The organism is Schaalia sp. JY-X169 (assembly GCF_014069575.1).
Taxonomy (GTDB): Bacteria; Actinomycetota; Actinomycetes; order Actinomycetales; family Actinomycetaceae; genus Scrofimicrobium.
Genome location: NZ_CP059675.1, coordinates 2,351,142 through 2,366,331, shown reverse-complemented (window position 1 = coordinate 2,366,331; position 15,190 = coordinate 2,351,142). Strand labels below are relative to the sequence as shown.

The window sequence follows — 15,190 nt, the reverse complement described above, 5'->3', positions numbered from 1 at the left end:
TGGAGTGGCAAATGAGCACCTGCTTTGAGCCGTGCGTCCTCGGATGCGAGCATGTAATTGTGTAGCTTTATCAAGACTTGGATGGAACTTATGGCGGAAGAAAAGGTAGTTGGTCACAAGTTGGTTGGACGAGGCGATATTCCAGCCCTGTTGGCTTCTGGCTTGACAACACTATCCGGCCTTCCGGAGTCTATTCTGGCGCTAGCCGCCCGTTTTGGTAGCGCCGGCCACGAGATTGCTCTTGTTGGCGGTCCTGTTCGTGACGCGTTCCTGGGCGTGGAAGCACACGACTTCGACCTCACGACCTCGGCCCTCCCCGATCAAACCGAGGCCATCATGCGTCAGTGGGCGGACGCTGTTTGGACGGTTGGTAGGGAGTTCGGAACCATCGCGGGGCGCAAAGGTTCCTTGCAGGTTGAAGTGACCACCTATCGGACAGAGGAGTATGAAGAGAACTCCCGCAAGCCAGTTGTCATCTATGGAAAAACGCTCGAGGGCGACCTGTCGCGACGAGACTTCACCGTGAATGCCATGGCAATGCGGCTTCCCGACCTCGTCTTGGTTGACCCGTTCAACGGATTGGAAGACCTGGCTGAAGGCGTGTTGAGGACCCCCGTGTCAGCTACACAGTCGTTCCGAGACGACCCCTTGAGGATCATGCGGGCCGCACGTTTTGCGGCGCAGCTGGGAGTCGATGTTGCGCCGGAGGTAGTGAAGGCGATGGGGGCCGAGGCCGAGCGTCTCGAGATTGTCTCCGCCGAGCGGATCCGTTCTGAGCTGGAACGTCTCATCGTCAGTCCCTTCCCACGACGTGGACTCGAGCTACTGGTCTATACGGGTGTGGCACCCTATGTTCTTCCTGAGCTGTCCGCTCTCCAGGACACGGTAGATGAGCATGGACGGCACAAGGACGTATACGAACACACCCTGACCGTCCTCGACCAAGCAATGGCGCTTGAGACTGGGCCGGATGGTCCCGTTCCCGGGCCAGATTTCATCCTCCGCTTTGCCGCCCTCATGCACGACATCGGTAAGCCAGCGACGCGTCGCTTTGAAGGGAAAAAGGTCACCTTCCATCACCACGATGTCGAGGGAGCCAAGATTACCCGGAAGCGCATGAAAGCCCTGCGGTTCGACAAATCCACGACCAATGCGGTGGCGGAGTTGGTAGCGGGTCACCTACGGTTTCACGGTTACGGGGAGCAGGCTTGGACTGATTCCGCAGTAAGGCGCTATGTTACGGATGCGGGAGATCAGTTGGAGCGACTACACCGATTGACCCGCGCAGATGTCACCACCGGAAACCGTCGGAAAGCTGCATATCTTGCTGCTGCCTACGACGACCTCGAACAGAGGATTGCCGAGTTAAGGGAGAAGGAAGAACTGGATTCCATTCGCCCCGACCTTGACGGTGAGGAGATCATGGCGATCCTCAATGTGGGTCCCTCACCTGCGGTTGGTCGCGCGTACAAGTACCTCTTGTCTCTACGGATGGACGAGGGCGAACTCGGCAAGGAACAGGCCGCTGCGAGGCTTAGACAGTGGTGGGATAAAGAATCAAACGACTCGGTTTAGTCACAATTCTTGGAGCACCTCTCTGAATAGAGTAGGTTGCTGGTTTACCCTGATCACAGAACAAGTGTGTACGGGTCGAAGATTGGGGGATCAGTGGCTGACAAACCGCAGGTTGGGCGTAATGGGGGCGCTGAAGACGAAGGTTTCGGCGGCCGCAAGTTCACGCCTCCACCACCCCCGATTGGTAGTCGATCCGCTCGTCATCGGCCGCCGGAAGATGCGGAGCCAGATCAGGGGACTCTACCTACCGCATCTGGGATTCCCCTAACGCCCGTTTCGGCGACTTCAATCGCGGCCTCGGCGGCAGAACCTGAAGTTATGCTGGGCGATACAGGCGGCGAAGCCACGGTCGAGTCGGGGCGGCAAGCACCGCCCCCACCTCTGGCTTCAGAAGTGTTCCCAAGCGGTGGGGATGTCGCCCAAATAACAGGAGAGAACGGTGGCGAAGTGGCAGTGAAGAAGCGCAAGTGGCCCAAGCGGCTCGCCATCGGGCTTGTTGTTGCCATCAGCGTCCTCGTGATTGCGGTTGGGGCGTTCTTCTTGTGGGCTTACAACCGGGTGAGTATCCCGGAACCCACTGAGTTCGCGTTGGCTCAAACCACCGTCGTTTACTACAACGACGGGGAAACTGAACTGGGGCGCTTCTCTGAGGTGAACCGCACAATCATTGATGTTGCAACCCTGCCATCGTATGTGACCGAGGCCGTGATCGCTTCGGAAGACAGGACCTTCTACACCAACTCGGGTGTCGACGTGAAGGGTATTGCTCGTGCCGCGGTCAACAATCTTCGCGGTGGTGCTCGCCAGGGGGCTTCAACCCTGTCGCAGCAGTATGTTGAGAACTACTACATAGGCAATCCAACGAAGACCTACGTTGACAAGATGGAAGAGGCGCTTATTGCGCTCAAAATCAACCGTAGTCAGACGAAAGATGAGATCCTCGACAACTACATGAATACCATCTATTTCGGTCGAAACACGTACGGAATAGAGGCGGCATCGCAGGCATATTTTGGGAAGCCGGCATCAGAGATGACGTTGTCCGAGGCCGCGATGCTGGCGGGGATCATCCCCGCACCGAGCGCGTGGGACCCTGCTGTTGATCCGCAGAAGGCGCAGGAGAGGTGGGAGAGGGTCTTGAACCTGATGGTTGAGGACGGTTACATCTCCGCTGCGGAAGCGGCATCCCAAACGTTCCCGGAGACTGTTGCTGCGGACGCCCTCCAGCAAGCCAATCAACTCAGTGGTTGGAGTGGGTATTTGCTCCAGCAGATCAAGAGCGAGTTGCTTGGCTCTGAATCCTTCACGGAAGAAGAGATCAATGCTGGTGGACTGTCGATTACGTCTACACTATCTGTCGCCCAGCAGCAGGCGGCTGTCGCATCTGTTGGAATTCTCCCCGGAGATACGCCAGCTTCCGTCCAGGTCGCCCTGTCCTCGGTAGATAACGCGACAGGAGAGATCGTCGCGGAGTATGCGGGAGGTGACTACACGCAGAGGCAGGTCAACTCGGTCACGCAAGACACCGCGATGGCCGGTTCCACGCTCAAACCCTTCGCCCTCATTCCATATCTTGAGCAGGGCAACTCCCTGTGGAAGACATTCGATGGGAACTCACCCCTGGAGTTCCAGGGCTTGACTGTGCAAAATGTCGACAACTACTCGTATGGGCAGATTGATGTCATTGAGGCGACGGCTGTATCCGCAAACACGGTCTACGTGGCGATTAATGAGATGATCACACCTCAAAGCTTCATGGACACAGTTATCGCGGCGGGGCTACCGGAGGATACTGCAGGCCTAGAGCCGACGCTTCTTAACGTCCTGGGATCGGCTTCTCCCCACAACATTGACTTGACCCGAGCCTTCGCAACCCTGGCGAACGGCGGGGAAAAAATCGATCCTCACATTGTTCGCTCAGTTGCGGACTCGCGGGGAAATGAGGTTTACAGGGCACAGGCTCCCAAGGAACGTATTTTTGATAGCGACACATTGTCCATGGCCATGCCAGCGTTGCTTGCGCCAGCAGAAGACGGAGGTAGCGCAAGCAAGGTCTCTGCCCTGAATCGACCGGTCGGTGGTAAGACAGGTACTTCTGAGGAAACAAATTCCGCACTGTTTGCCGGTTTTGTCCCCCAGCTCACCACGGTCGTGTCGATGTATAACGTTGGCGAGGGCGGAGAGATGCTTGCGCTGCCACCCATCGGCGATGTCTCGTCGGTCCATGGTGGCGATTGGCCCACCGACATTTGGCTGGCATACATGCAGGTAGCGCTGCAGGATGTCCCAGTAATCGATTTCCCATGGTTCAACAGCACGGTCCTACAGAAGCGACCGGAGATTCCACAGTCGCTGCCGACCCCGGCTCCTGCGCCAACCCCCACGCCCACGCCCACGCCCACGCCGACTCCTGAACCAGAGCCTGGGCCGGAACCAGAACCGGGCCAGTCAGGTGAAAACGCGGGTTAATAGCCACGCTTGAGCAAGAAACTCCCTCGGCCCAGACGGACCGAGGGAGTTTCTCAGGTTTGACCTGCTTAGTTGACCTTCAAGGGTTACTTGTTGTCAGACTTTACAACCAGCTCTGTGGTAACCGAGACTTCCGGCAGTAACTTGATTGTCACCGTGTACGTTCCGGTTGTCTTGATCGGTGAACCGAACTCAATGTTGCGGGGATCGAAAGGAACCCCGAACTGCTTCTGAAGGGCGGCAGCCATATGTTTAGGGCTAACTGCGCCGAAGAGGCGTCCCGTTGAGCCAGCCTTCACGAACAGGGTGGTTGCACCCTCTTCTGCAATGCGGTCACGCAATGCGATTGCGTCCTCGGCGGAAGCAATCTCACGCTTGCGCCGCTGCTCAAGGTTCTGATCGATATGACGCTGCGCGCCCTTTGTCCAGCGAACCGCGTAACCGCGGGGCACCAGGTAGTTGCGTGCGTAGCCGTCTTTTACCTCTACAACTTCGCCGGCAGCGCCAAGGCGCTCAACGTCGCGGTTAAGGATGAGTTTGGTAGCCATTAGTTACTTCCCCTCTTCCTAGCGACCGGTGGTCGAGTAGGGGAGCAGTGCCATTTCGCGGGCGTTCTTGATCGCCTTTGCGAGCTTGCGCTGTTCCTGGACGGAGACGCCGGTAACGCGACGAGCGCGAATCTTGCCACGGTCCGAAATGAACTTGCGTAGCACAGCGGTGTCTTTGTAATTGATGTTGCCGACCTTGACGGTGCGGACGGGGCCGACCTTCTTCTTCATCGGCTTGCGAAGATTTGGCTTCGCCATAATGTCTCCTCTAAAAAATACCTAGGTCGCGATGGCGACCACAAGAAATTCTGAAAGCTTAGAAAGGTGGCTCTTTGTCGAACTGAGCGTTCCCAGGTGCGCCCCACGGGTCATCCGCCTGACCACCTGCAGGAGCGCCATATCCGCCCTGTGAGTAGTCGGGAGCCGCCTGTGGTGCTGACTGAGCGGGAGCTGCTTGCTGGCCGCCGAATCCACCGCTGTTGCCACCGCCGGAGAAGTTTCCTCCACCTTGGCGTGGTGTGCGGGTGATCTGTGCCTTTGCGTAACGCAGTGCCGGCCCGACCTCGTCCACCTGCAGTTCGACTACCGTGCGCTGTTCGCCACCGTCGCGGGGCGTGTATGAGCGTTGCACCAGGCGGCCCTGCACGATCACGCGGGTCCCCTTGGTGAGGGACTCTGCGATGTTCTCCGCATACTCTCGCCAAGCAGAGCAACGTAGGAACAAGGTGTCCCCGTCTTTCCACTGGTTGGAGTTACGGTCGAATGTGCGGGGCGTTGATGCCACGGTGAAGTCGACCACGGCCGCACCGGAGGTTGTGTACCTCAAGTTAGGGTCGCCAGTTAGGTTGCCGATTACGGTGATAACTGTGTCGTTCGCCATTGATCTACCTTCTAAACCAAAACGGGTTTAAGTTAGCCTTCGTTGTCGAGGCGAAGGACCTTGGTACGCAGGACGGACTCGTTCAGGTTGAGCTGACGGTCGATTTCCTGGATAACTTCAGGTGTGGTGTGTGCGGTGACAACGACGTAGATACCTTCGTCGTTCTTATTGATCTGGTAGGCCAGCGTGCGCTTGCCCCAAACATCAATGTTGTCAACGGTACCGCCAGCAACGGTCACCTGCTTCAGAATCTTTTCCATGGAGGAGCCCACGGTACGTTCCTCGAGTGATGGGTCGAGGATGATCATCATTTCATATGCGCGCAATGTATTCCCCACCTCCTACGGTCTAGACGGCCACGGACGGTCCGTGGCAGGAGGGTCTTGCGATGTGGGAGTCTGATTCGGCCCTTTTGGCCAAGTCTTGACACCCAACGCTCTACTCTACCGACTCACCGAGCTGAGGACTACCCGGTTTGGACACCCAGGGCGGTTGAGCGCGTCACAACCCACCCATTCTCGGTGAGTAGGCACGGAATGTGTTGGTCGTCGCCCGCAGCAACATGAACCAGCCGGCGAATGTGACCCAGAGCCACAGGAGTATCTCACTCTGTTGGGTGCCCGTCAGAGCGGCGCCCTCGTCCATCGCTGAGAGTGCGCTGATTCGCTGGTGGAGCATCCACAGTGCCGGAAGGTAGAGGACAAGGGTGACAATGCCTGTCCACGCCAGGTATCTCCCCTCCGATGCTCCGATGAGGACGCCGTCGAGAAGAAACACAACGCCCCCGATAGGCATGAGCAGACCCGCGACAAGAAGCGCTCCCGATGCTGCCTGGTGCATTACGGGATCGGTCCCAAAGGCAAGCGGTATCCACGGTGAAAGCACCGCCATGACTACTCCGAGGACCGCCGCGGATCCGGCGCCCCAGAGTGTCATTTTGCGTACCAGAGAGCGCAAAACGTTGCGGTGACCACTGCCCAGTGCGACTCCGACTAGGCTCTGCGCGGCGATGGCGAGGGCGTCGAGCGCGAATGATGCCATGGTCCACACAGTGTTGACCACCTGGTGTGCAGCAAGGGCAATGACGCCGGCCTGCGTTGCGATCGCAACTGTCGCAAGGAGTGCAAGCCTGAGAGAGATTGTCCTAACCAGCAGTGGCAGGCCCGCGCCAAACGCACCGCCGAGACCTGTGAGTGAGGGCTTGAAAGAAACACCAAGTGGGCGCGCCTTTCTGACCACCACGGACACCAACGCCACGCACATCAGCGTCTGGGTCACCGAGAGGCCGATGCCCGCGCCGAGTATCCCCAAGTTGAGGCCGAAAATCAGGAGCAGGTTCAGTCCGACATTGACGATTGAACCGCCAGCTAGGACATACAGGGGAGTCTTCATGTCGAGGACGCCCCGGAGAGTTCCAGTTGCGGCCAGGATAACCAGCATGGGGAGCATACCGAAGGAGGCGCCCCTCAGGTAAGCAACCGCCTGTGGAAACACCTGTGCATCAGCGCCCATGAAGGTGATGATTGTGGGTGCAGAGAACACTAAGACTGTCACCACGAGGATGCCGATTCCCAGTGCCAACCACATTGCATCGAGGCCCGCCTGGATGCCCTCCTTAGGGCGCCCAGCCCCCAGTGCGCGGGCGGTCAGCGCGGTCGTTGCATACGCAAGAAATACGAATACACCAACGAGGGTCGTAAGGATGGTTGAGGCGAGTGAAAGACCAGCTAACGGCGCGGTTCCAAGGGATCCGACCATGATCGAGTCGATCATCAGCAGCAGCGGCTCTATTACAAGGGCGCCAAGTGCAGGGACGGCAAGCCCGAGGATTGTCCTACTGGAAAAGTCGAGTTCAACACCTCCATGAGGGCCTCGGTTGGAACCTTCACGGGACACTTGAGGGTAATTGTCATCTGCCGGCGTGTCGGGAGAAGTTCTTTCCACCAATTCTGCTTCCAGTTCTTTTACACAGCTTGTGAACAACACTGTGGATATGTGTGAACCCATCTAGGCGCGAGATGACGCCACAGAGGACCCAAGCTAGAAAAACTGTTCACCCGCACTCATCCACCCTATTTCCACAACTAATCCACAAACAATCCACCGATAAGTTGTTCACATCCCCAGGTTTTCCACACTCTACCCACATTGAGGATTGGAAATTACTTCCGATGCCCCATAGTGTTCCCAAGGGTGTCACGCATCGTTCATGTTGATGTCTGGAGCTTGCATCAAGAAGTTTTCCCACAACCTGCGGGTTTTGAGAAGCGAGATCAGGAGAACAGTGGATAACTCACCGAGCGATTTTGATCGTGTCCCGCCTCAGGCGCTGGAGGCTGAGCAGTCAGTGCTTGGGTCCATGCTGCTCAGCAAGGATGCGATCGGTGAAATAGGTGAGATCATCTCGGGGATCGATTTCTATCGGCCACAGAATGAAACTATCTACAACACCATCCTCGACCTCTATTCGCGGGGCGAACCTGCCGACCCAATCACCGTCGCTGCGGAACTGGAACGAGCTGGTGCTCTTAAGAGGATTGGTGGGGGAGCGTATCTCCACAGTCTTACGGCATCCGTTCCAACAACCGCGAACGCGACTCACTATGCGCGGATCGTCCGTGAGAAGGCGATGTTGCGGCGCCTAGTTAGTGCGGGGACGCGCATTGTCCAACTCGGTTACTCCGAGGACGGTGGCGAGGTGGACGACCTCATGGATGCCGCTCAAGCCGAGGTTCACGCAGTTGCCGAAGGGCGCCAGAAGCAGGACTACATTGCTCTAGGAGAGATGTCGGATGACATCCTCACCGAACTCGAGCGGATAGCCAACAACAAGAACAAGCTAACGGGCGTACCTACAGGGTTTTCTGATCTTGATTCCTTGACGCAGGGGCTTCACCCCGGACAGATGGTCATTATCGCTGCGCGTCCGGCAATGGGTAAGTCAACTCTCGCCCTCGACATCTGTCGCAGCGCCGCCATTCACAACAACATTGCGGCCGCCATGTTCAGTCTGGAAATGTCGCGTTCAGAGATAGCCATGCGCCTACTTTCTGCGGAGACGGGGGTTTTTCTGGGGAAGATGCGTTCGGGTGACATGACAGCTGACGACTGGACCAGGGTCTCGAAACGTGTGGGTGAAGTATCGTCAGCACCGCTCTATATTGATGATTCTCCGAACATGTCAATGCTGGAGATCCGCTCGAAGTGCCGCCGTCTCAAGCAACAGCACAACCTGGGCCTTGTGGTCCTCGACTACCTGCAACTGATGTCCAGCGGCAAGAGGGTTGAATCCCGTCAGCAAGAGGTTTCAGAATTCTCTCGTTCGCTGAAACTGCTGGCTAAGGAGCTGGAACTCCCGGTGATTGCTGTAGCACAGTTGAATCGCGGACCTGAGCAGCGCAGTGATCACAAGCCAATGATGGCTGACCTACGCGAATCCGGTTCGCTGGAACAGGATGCCGACGTGGTTTTCCTGTTGCATAGGCCCGACTACTATGATGCCGAGGACCGTCCTGGTGAGGCCGACATAATCGTTGCGAAGCATCGCAATGGTCCAACCGATACCATCCCAGTTGTCTTCCAGGGCGCCCAGGCCCGGTTTGGCAACTTGGCGAGGCACCCGGGCGAGTTCGGGTAGGCCCCCAGGGGATCGCAGCCCGGCGCCACACCCACCAACCCCCATTCTCATTAGCGAGCCGATTGCGCCTTAGCGAGCCGACTAGGCATCTATAACAGTGTGATTGACGTTCAAACCGGGCCCATTCGGCTCCCTATGCCCTAGTTGGCTCCGTAGTGCTTGGACACTGATCCTTGGTGACAGGCCTCAAGACCCCGCTGCGCGCATTCCGGCCATTGTGGGGGCGAGCGTGGGGGTGAGCATCGGGTTCGCGCGGCGATCCGGTCCTCACAAATGCCTACTGCTGTGCCTTGCTGGCGATACAGGTGTGCTTGTGAGCCTATGAGGCTGCCGGGACACGCAACGAGTCGGACAGACGATCGATACGCGCGTTCGTTGCATCGATGCGCTCGTTGATAGTACGAAGCTCGGCTTTGGTGTCCATTCGAAACTCCGCGATCTCACCACGGAGAGAGGCTTCCAGTGCTTGGGTTCTTGCCTGTTGGCTAATGTCGAGCGTTTGGATTCGTTCTTGGAGGTTGGTATCAACGGCCTTGATTTCTTTGCGGAGGTTGGTATCGAGTGCTTGGATCTCGCCACGCAACTCGGTGCGCATAGCACCCATTTCGTTCCGGAGTGCTTGGTCACCAGCCCGCATCTCGGTACGGAGGCTAGATGAGAAACCCACCATGGTGCCAATTAGCGTCAGGATTATCCCAAGCGCAGAGACGATTATCGCCACCAGTTCCACCGACATTGTCACCATCTCCTGATTATCGCCCAGTACCAAGCCATTGTCACGGTTCAGAAATGGTCCCATCCGTCAAACAAGTGGACAAGGACCAAAGCGGTCACCTGTGGATTCCACCGGAAATGCTGTGCTGTGGACGGAGTGGCTGCGATGGTGGCCGTCGCTTGCGGAGCCAAATGGTCGTGATGCGGTTTTGGGACCGCGGACTTGGGTGTGCCTCAGCCAGTGAGCTGTGAGTTGTTTACCAACGCCGACCTTTTGTTTATCGGCGCGGACCCGCGCCAATCTGGGACGTAAGGCCCAAGTTGTAAAATACAAACTCCCAGGTCAAACACTATTTGAAAGTTGCGAATGTGATTGCGTGCACGTAGGCCACGATGTTCCTAGATTTGAAACATGGTTGAAATTAGAATCCACGGGCGAGGGGGCCAAGGGGTTGTCACGGCTTCTGACCTAGTCGCCATGGCCGCATTCCACGAGGGCCACCACGCGCAGGCATTTCCATCGTTTGGCTCCGAGCGCACAGGTGCGCCGGTCGTCTCCTACTGCCGCGTTGAGGACAGGGAGATCCGCAGTCGCGAACCCGTCCTCGAACCCGACATCATCATTGTCCAGGACCCCACTCTGCTCACGGTCATGGACGTCTTCTCCGGACTGAAGCCCGGCGGGTACGCCCTCATCAACTCAAGTAAGACTCTTGAAGAACTTGAGCTTGAGGACGTCCTCAGTAAGACGGATGCCGACCACTTGGTAACAGTGCCGGCCTCAGAACTGGCACGCGAACACCTGGGACGTCCTCTTCCCAACGCGGCCCTGCTGGGCGCCATGTCCGCTTTGACTGGCCTGGTAGACATCGCCAGTGTCGAGGGCGCGATCAAGCAGCGCTTTCATGGGCGTTTGGGTGACTCGAACTCGGCCGCAGCCCGCGCGGCCTACGACTATGTAAAGGAGAGCGCGGATGCGGAAGCAAATTGAGGGGTCCAAGGCCGTCGCTGAGACGGTCGCGCACTGCCACCCCGAGGTGATTGCCGCCTACCCGATTAGCCCTCAAACACACATTGTTGAGGAGCTTTCTAACCTGGTGAAGCGCGACGTCCTCAAAGGCTGCGAATATATCAACGTTGAGTCGGAGTTTGCCGCCATGTCTGCCTGCATCGGCGCCAGCGCCGCAGGGGCGAGGACGTACACCGCGACGGCATCACAGGGCCTCTTGTTCATGGCCGAGGCCGTCTACAACGCCTCTGGCTTGGGAATGCCCATTGTCATGACTGTCGCCAACCGAGCCATCGGCGCACCTATCAACATCTGGAATGATCACACTGACGCCATGAGCCAGAGGGATTCCGGGTGGTTGCAGCTCTACGCTGAAGACAACCAAGAGGCGGCCGACCTGCATGTTCAGGCTTTCAAGATTGCCGAGGAACTGTCACTTCCTGTCATGGTGTGCATGGACGGGTTCATCCTCACCCACGCAGTTGAGGTCGTTGACATTCCCGAAGAAGCAAAGATTCGCGCATTCCTGCCGCCATTCGAGCCACGGCAAGTGCTTGACCCCAAACACCCTCTCTCGATCGGCGCCATGGTTGGCCCAGAGGCTTACACGGAGGTGCGCTACCTGGCCCACCACCGGCAAATGCAGGCACTCGACCTCATTCCCCAGGTCCAAGAGGAGTGGAAAGAGTTGTTTGGACGCGACTCGGGCGGGCTGGTGAAGCCATACCGCATGGAGGATGCGGACACGGTGATCGTCGCCCTCGGATCCGTGCTTGGCACCATCAAGGATGTTGTCGATGAGCGCCGTGAACAGGGTGAGAAGATCGGAGTCCTAGGCATCGTCTCATTCCGTCCCTTCCCGACAGAAGCGCTCCGTGAGGCTCTCGCTGGGATAAGCCGCGTCATCGTTGTTGAGAAGGCTTTCAGCGTCGGGATCGGTGGCATTGTCGGCGCTCACCTGCGGCCCGCACTACCTGACGGCGACGTGTCCTTCTTTGAAGTCATTGCCGGACTGGGCGGTCGCCCAATCACGAAACGTTCACTTCACAAGATGATCGACCAGGCTGCCCGGGACGATCTGGAACCACTGACATTCCTCGACCTCGACCAAGAGCTTGTCGACAAGGAACTGGCTCGCGAAGCCGAATCACGTCAGTCGGGTCCCGCGGCAGAGAACCTGGTTCGCCTCGCTCGCGAACGTACCGACTCGGCTCTCGGAAGGTAGGAAAGACAATGAAGGTTGAACTAGGAATACCTGCCACGCGGGAGACCGAGATTCCCTCCCGCGACAACGTGAAGTTCTATCAGGTTGGTTCCTACGCCGTGGGCAACCGCCTTGCCGAGGTGATCGACAGGTCGATACAGTCCGATCCTCACCGCTACAACTCCCTCACCTCCGGTCACCGCGCATGCCAGGGCTGCGGTGAGGCGCTTGGCGCCCGCTATGCCCTCGACACGGCGATGGCGGAAACCGATGGTGACCTGGTTGCAGTAAATGCCACCGGATGCCTGGAGGTGTTCTCCACCCCCTACCCAGAGTCAGCATGGACTGTTCCGTGGTTACACTCCCTGTTCGGCAACGCCCCGGCGGTTGCGACGGGGGTGGCTGCGGCGATGAAAGCGAAGGGGCGAAACACCCGGGTTGTGGCGCAGGGCGGCGATGGTGGAACTGTCGATATTGGCATGGGCTGCCTGTCAGGCATGTTTGAACGCAACGATGATGTGCTCTACATCTGCTACGACAATGAGGCCTACATGAACACCGGCGTGCAACGTTCCGGTGCCACGCCCCCGACCGCACGCACCGCAACCACCCAGGCAGTGGGGGAGCACCCGGGAAACATCTTCGGCCAGGGCAAAGACATGGCACGCATTGCGATGGCCCATGAGATCCCCTACGTGGCGACCGCTACCGTGGCTGACCTGCGCGACCTCGAATACAAGGTCCGTAAGGCCATGACGTTCCGCGGGGCGCGCTACATTCACGTGTTGGTACCGTGCCCGCTGGGCTGGGGGACGCCCTCGAACGAAACGATCAAACTGGCAAGACTTGCGACGCAAACTGGGTTCTTCCCAGTGTTCGAGGCCGAAGCCGGAGAAGTCACTTCAGTATCGAAGATTCGCCGCCCCGCCCCAATCGAGGAGTACTTGAAATCCCAGCGTCGCTTCGCATCCCTGTTCCGCCCGGAACGCGACGAAGAGGCACTGGCACGCCTGCAGGCAATTTGTGACCGCAATATCCGCCGCTACGGGCTGATCGAGGAAGACAAGTTGGACTCGGACGTCCTCGAACGCGTTGTCAATGCGCCTGAGGATCCTGAAGGGCGCTTCGACTCCATCCGCCAGGCAACTGCCGAAACTAAGCGGGCCCAGGTTGAGGCCGCATTCGGCAAGCGGAAGAAGAGCAAGCTTGAGGGAGAGAGTTTCTCAACCGTCATGCGCCCCGAGTTCGAGGGCGATGCCCGCTCGCAGGCTGGTGGTGCGCAGGGACGCTCGCACACCAAGGCCGGATCCGGTTCGGCAACCGACAAGCCGCTTGCGGAGCGACGCAGCGAGGTGCTCATTGATTCTTCAGGAATCGAAGCGGGGCCATCCGTCCTCGACCCCGAGACTGAAACGTTCGGAGTCCACGACCCCGGCACCACGAACTACGAGGGCGACGTAGAAGCCACCTCGAATGAAGAGGAGAAGTAGAGATGACAACCGTTGACCCACGTCCCGCGACCGAACCGTTCGCAATCACTCTGGAGGTCGGTTCCTCGCTTCTGAATGAGACCGGATCCTGGCGCAGCGAGCGTCCCATCTACGTCGACCTGCTTCCTCCCTGCAACCAGGGCTGCCCTGCTGGTGAGAACGTTCAGCAGTGGCTGTACCGTGCCGAAGAAGGTGACTACGAGGGCGCCTGGCGGCAGATCATGTCCGACAATCCTCTGCCCGCTGTGATGGGACGCGTTTGCTACCACCCCTGCCAGACGGTGTGTAACCGCGGGTTTGTGGACGAGGCCGTGGGGATCAACTCCATTGAGCGCTTCCTTGGTGACAAGGCAATCGAAGAGGGTTGGAAGATTTCTGTAACCGCCCCGCCGACTGGCAAACGTGTCCTGGTGATTGGTGCTGGACCATCTGGGCTTTCCGCTGCGTATCACCTCCGCAGGCTTGGACACCGTGTCACGGTCAAGGACGCAGGGCCCATGGCGGGTGGAATGATGCGTTTTGGAATTCCCAAGTACCGTCTGCCACGCGAGATCCTTGATGCGGAAGTAGAACGCATTCGTGAAATGGGTGTCCATTTCGAGTTCAACTCCAAAGTTGAAGATGTCGAGGCCGCAGCGAAGCAGTATGACGCTGTCTTCGTGGCCGTGGGTGCCCACATTGGGCGTCGCGCGCACATCCCCGCCGGCGAGTCAGCGAAAATCATGGATGCAGTGACCATGCTGGCGGATACTGAGGTCGGTGAGAAGCCGCTTCTGGGTCGCAGGGTGGTCGTCTACGGTGGGGGTAACACGGCGGTTGACGCGGCTCGTACAGCCAAGCGTCTGGGTGCTGAAGAGGCCGTCATCCTCTACCGCCGCACGCGCGACAAGATGCCCGCCCACGATTCCGAGGTTGCAGAGGCCGAAGAAGAGGGCATCATGATGCGCTGGCTTTCCACCGTCAAGCATGTCGATGGCGGCTCGATCACCATTGAAAAGATGGAGCTTGATGACAAGGGCTTCCCCCAGCCGACGGGCGAAACCGAAGAACTTGGTGCCGACTCCCTCATCATGGCGCTGGGGCAAGAGGCTGACCTCAGTCTCATGGAGAATGTTGATTCGATTGAGATCGAGGACGGAGTCGTCAAGGTCAACTCCCAAATGATGACCGGACTGCAGGGTGTCTTCGCTGGCGGCGACATGGTGCCTTCCGAGCGCACGGTGACCGTCGCGATCGGACATGGCAAGAAGGCCGCGCGCTACATCGATGCCTACCTGCGCGGCGGACATTACACGGCCCCGGAAAAGCACCCCGTAGCGACACTTGGGCGCATGAACACCTGGTATTACGCGGATGCTCCCAAGCAGGTGCGGCAGAGGATTGAAGGCGCGCGCCGCTCGTCAACTTTCGACGAGGTCGTTCAAGGTCTAGATGAGGAATCCGCGGTCTTTGAAGCTCGACGTTGCATGTCATGCGGCAACTGCTTTGGTTGCGACAACTGCTTCGGGGTTTGCCCAGACAACGCCATCACCAAACTGAAGCCGGGGGAGTACGAGTTCAAGTACGACTACTGCAAGGGCTGCGGTCTTTGCGCTGAAGAGTGCCCGTGCGGCGCGATCTCAATGATCCCAGAGGAGGTCTAGGCTCTTAGCGTGATTACGCTA

General features: G+C 58.3%; 13 protein-coding genes. 7 read left to right on the top strand and 6 right to left on the bottom strand.

Going from position 1 to position 15,190, the window contains the following annotated elements; genetic code table 11:
• Positions 1-90: 90 nt before the first annotated feature.
• Positions 91-1,575, top strand: coding sequence for a CCA tRNA nucleotidyltransferase (locus tag H2O65_RS10245; RefSeq protein ID WP_259349525.1), 1,485 nt, complete (start codon positions 91-93; stop codon positions 1,573-1,575).
• A 93-nt stretch (positions 1,576-1,668) separates the two neighbouring features.
• Positions 1,669-4,044, top strand: coding sequence for a transglycosylase domain-containing protein (locus H2O65_RS10240; RefSeq protein ID WP_182141588.1), 2,376 nt, complete (start codon positions 1,669-1,671; stop codon positions 4,042-4,044).
• An 86-nt stretch (positions 4,045-4,130) separates the two neighbouring features.
• Here H2O65_RS10240 and rplI read toward each other — a convergent pair whose 3' ends face one another.
• The 5 genes from rplI to H2O65_RS10215 all read right to left on the bottom strand — a co-directional run bounded on the left by rplI (position 4,131) and on the right by H2O65_RS10215 (position 7,416).
• Entirely contained in the window at positions 4,131-4,592 is a 462-nt protein-coding gene (gene rplI / locus H2O65_RS10235) for a 50S ribosomal protein L9 (RefSeq protein WP_182141587.1), read from the bottom strand.
• A gap of 18 nt (positions 4,593-4,610) precedes the next feature.
• Complete coding sequence (gene rpsR / locus H2O65_RS10230; protein ID WP_182141586.1) at positions 4,611-4,850, bottom strand: 30S ribosomal protein S18; 240 nt, start codon at positions 4,848-4,850, stop codon at positions 4,611-4,613.
• Between the two features lie 58 nt (positions 4,851-4,908).
• Positions 4,909-5,472: a single-stranded DNA-binding protein gene (locus H2O65_RS10225; protein ID WP_182141585.1), complete on the bottom strand. Its 564-nt coding sequence runs from the start codon at positions 5,470-5,472 to the stop codon at positions 4,909-4,911.
• Positions 5,473-5,504: 32 nt separating this feature from the next.
• Positions 5,505-5,798, bottom strand: a complete 294-nt coding sequence (gene rpsF, locus H2O65_RS10220; RefSeq protein WP_182141584.1) for a 30S ribosomal protein S6 — start codon at positions 5,796-5,798, stop codon at positions 5,505-5,507.
• Positions 5,799-5,973: 175 nt separating this feature from the next.
• A complete protein-coding gene (locus tag H2O65_RS10215) occupies positions 5,974-7,416 on the bottom strand; it encodes an MATE family efflux transporter (protein WP_259349524.1) in 1,443 nt (480 codons plus the stop codon).
• A 340-nt stretch (positions 7,417-7,756) separates the two neighbouring features.
• On the opposite strand from H2O65_RS10215, the gene dnaB reads away from it, so the two are divergent.
• Positions 7,757-9,109, top strand: a complete 1,353-nt coding sequence (gene dnaB, locus H2O65_RS10210) for a replicative DNA helicase (protein ID WP_259349523.1) — start codon at positions 7,757-7,759, stop codon at positions 9,107-9,109.
• Between the two features lie 319 nt (positions 9,110-9,428).
• Here the strand turns inward: dnaB and H2O65_RS10205 are convergent, their stop codons facing one another.
• The gene (locus H2O65_RS10205; RefSeq protein ID WP_182141582.1) at positions 9,429-9,908 is read right to left on the bottom strand and encodes a hypothetical protein; all 480 of its coding nucleotides are present in this window, start codon (positions 9,906-9,908) and stop codon (positions 9,429-9,431) included.
• Positions 9,909-10,235: 327 nt separating this feature from the next.
• On the opposite strand from H2O65_RS10205, the gene H2O65_RS10200 reads away from it, so the two are divergent.
• Genes H2O65_RS10200 through H2O65_RS10185 form a run of 4 tightly spaced genes read left to right on the top strand, consistent with a single transcriptional unit; the run spans position 10,236 to position 15,169 of the window.
• Positions 10,236-10,814: a 2-oxoacid:acceptor oxidoreductase family protein gene (locus H2O65_RS10200; protein ID WP_182141581.1), complete on the top strand. Its 579-nt coding sequence runs from the start codon at positions 10,236-10,238 to the stop codon at positions 10,812-10,814.
• Positions 10,798-12,057 carry a transketolase C-terminal domain-containing protein gene (locus H2O65_RS10195; RefSeq protein WP_182141580.1) on the top strand — a complete coding sequence of 420 codons (1,260 nt, stop codon included), beginning with the start codon at positions 10,798-10,800 and terminating at the stop codon, positions 12,055-12,057. The genes H2O65_RS10200 and H2O65_RS10195 overlap by 17 nt, the downstream gene beginning before the upstream one ends.
• Before the next feature lie 8 nt (positions 12,058-12,065).
• Positions 12,066-13,526 carry a thiamine pyrophosphate-dependent enzyme gene (locus H2O65_RS10190; RefSeq protein WP_259349522.1) on the top strand — a complete coding sequence of 487 codons (1,461 nt, stop codon included), beginning with the start codon at positions 12,066-12,068 and terminating at the stop codon, positions 13,524-13,526.
• Between the two features lie 2 nt (positions 13,527-13,528).
• Positions 13,529-15,169, top strand: coding sequence for an NAD(P)-binding protein (locus H2O65_RS10185; protein WP_182141579.1), 1,641 nt, complete (start codon positions 13,529-13,531; stop codon positions 15,167-15,169).
• The last annotated feature ends 21 nt before the right edge of the window (positions 15,170-15,190 follow it).

What these genes read in the sequence shown, in the direction of transcription:
- H2O65_RS10245 (WP_259349525.1), top strand. Translation starts at nt 91, where the DNA reads ATGGCGGAAGAAAAGGTAGTTGGTCACAAGTTGGTTGGACGAGGCGAT.
- rplI (WP_182141587.1), bottom strand. Translation starts at nt 4,592, where the DNA reads ATGGCTACCAAACTCATCCTTAACCGCGACGTTGAGCGCCTTGGCGCT.
- rpsR (WP_182141586.1), bottom strand. Translation starts at nt 4,850, where the DNA reads ATGGCGAAGCCAAATCTTCGCAAGCCGATGAAGAAGAAGGTCGGCCCC.
- H2O65_RS10225 (WP_182141585.1), bottom strand. Translation starts at nt 5,472, where the DNA reads ATGGCGAACGACACAGTTATCACCGTAATCGGCAACCTAACTGGCGAC.
- H2O65_RS10205 (WP_182141582.1), bottom strand. Translation starts at nt 9,908, where the DNA reads ATGGGACCATTTCTGAACCGTGACAATGGCTTGGTACTGGGCGATAAT.
- H2O65_RS10200 (WP_182141581.1), top strand. Translation starts at nt 10,236, where the DNA reads ATGGTTGAAATTAGAATCCACGGGCGAGGGGGCCAAGGGGTTGTCACG.
- H2O65_RS10195 (WP_182141580.1), top strand. Translation starts at nt 10,798, where the DNA reads ATGCGGAAGCAAATTGAGGGGTCCAAGGCCGTCGCTGAGACGGTCGCG.
- H2O65_RS10190 (WP_259349522.1), top strand. Translation starts at nt 12,066, where the DNA reads ATGAAGGTTGAACTAGGAATACCTGCCACGCGGGAGACCGAGATTCCC.
- H2O65_RS10185 (WP_182141579.1), top strand. Translation starts at nt 13,529, where the DNA reads ATGACAACCGTTGACCCACGTCCCGCGACCGAACCGTTCGCAATCACT.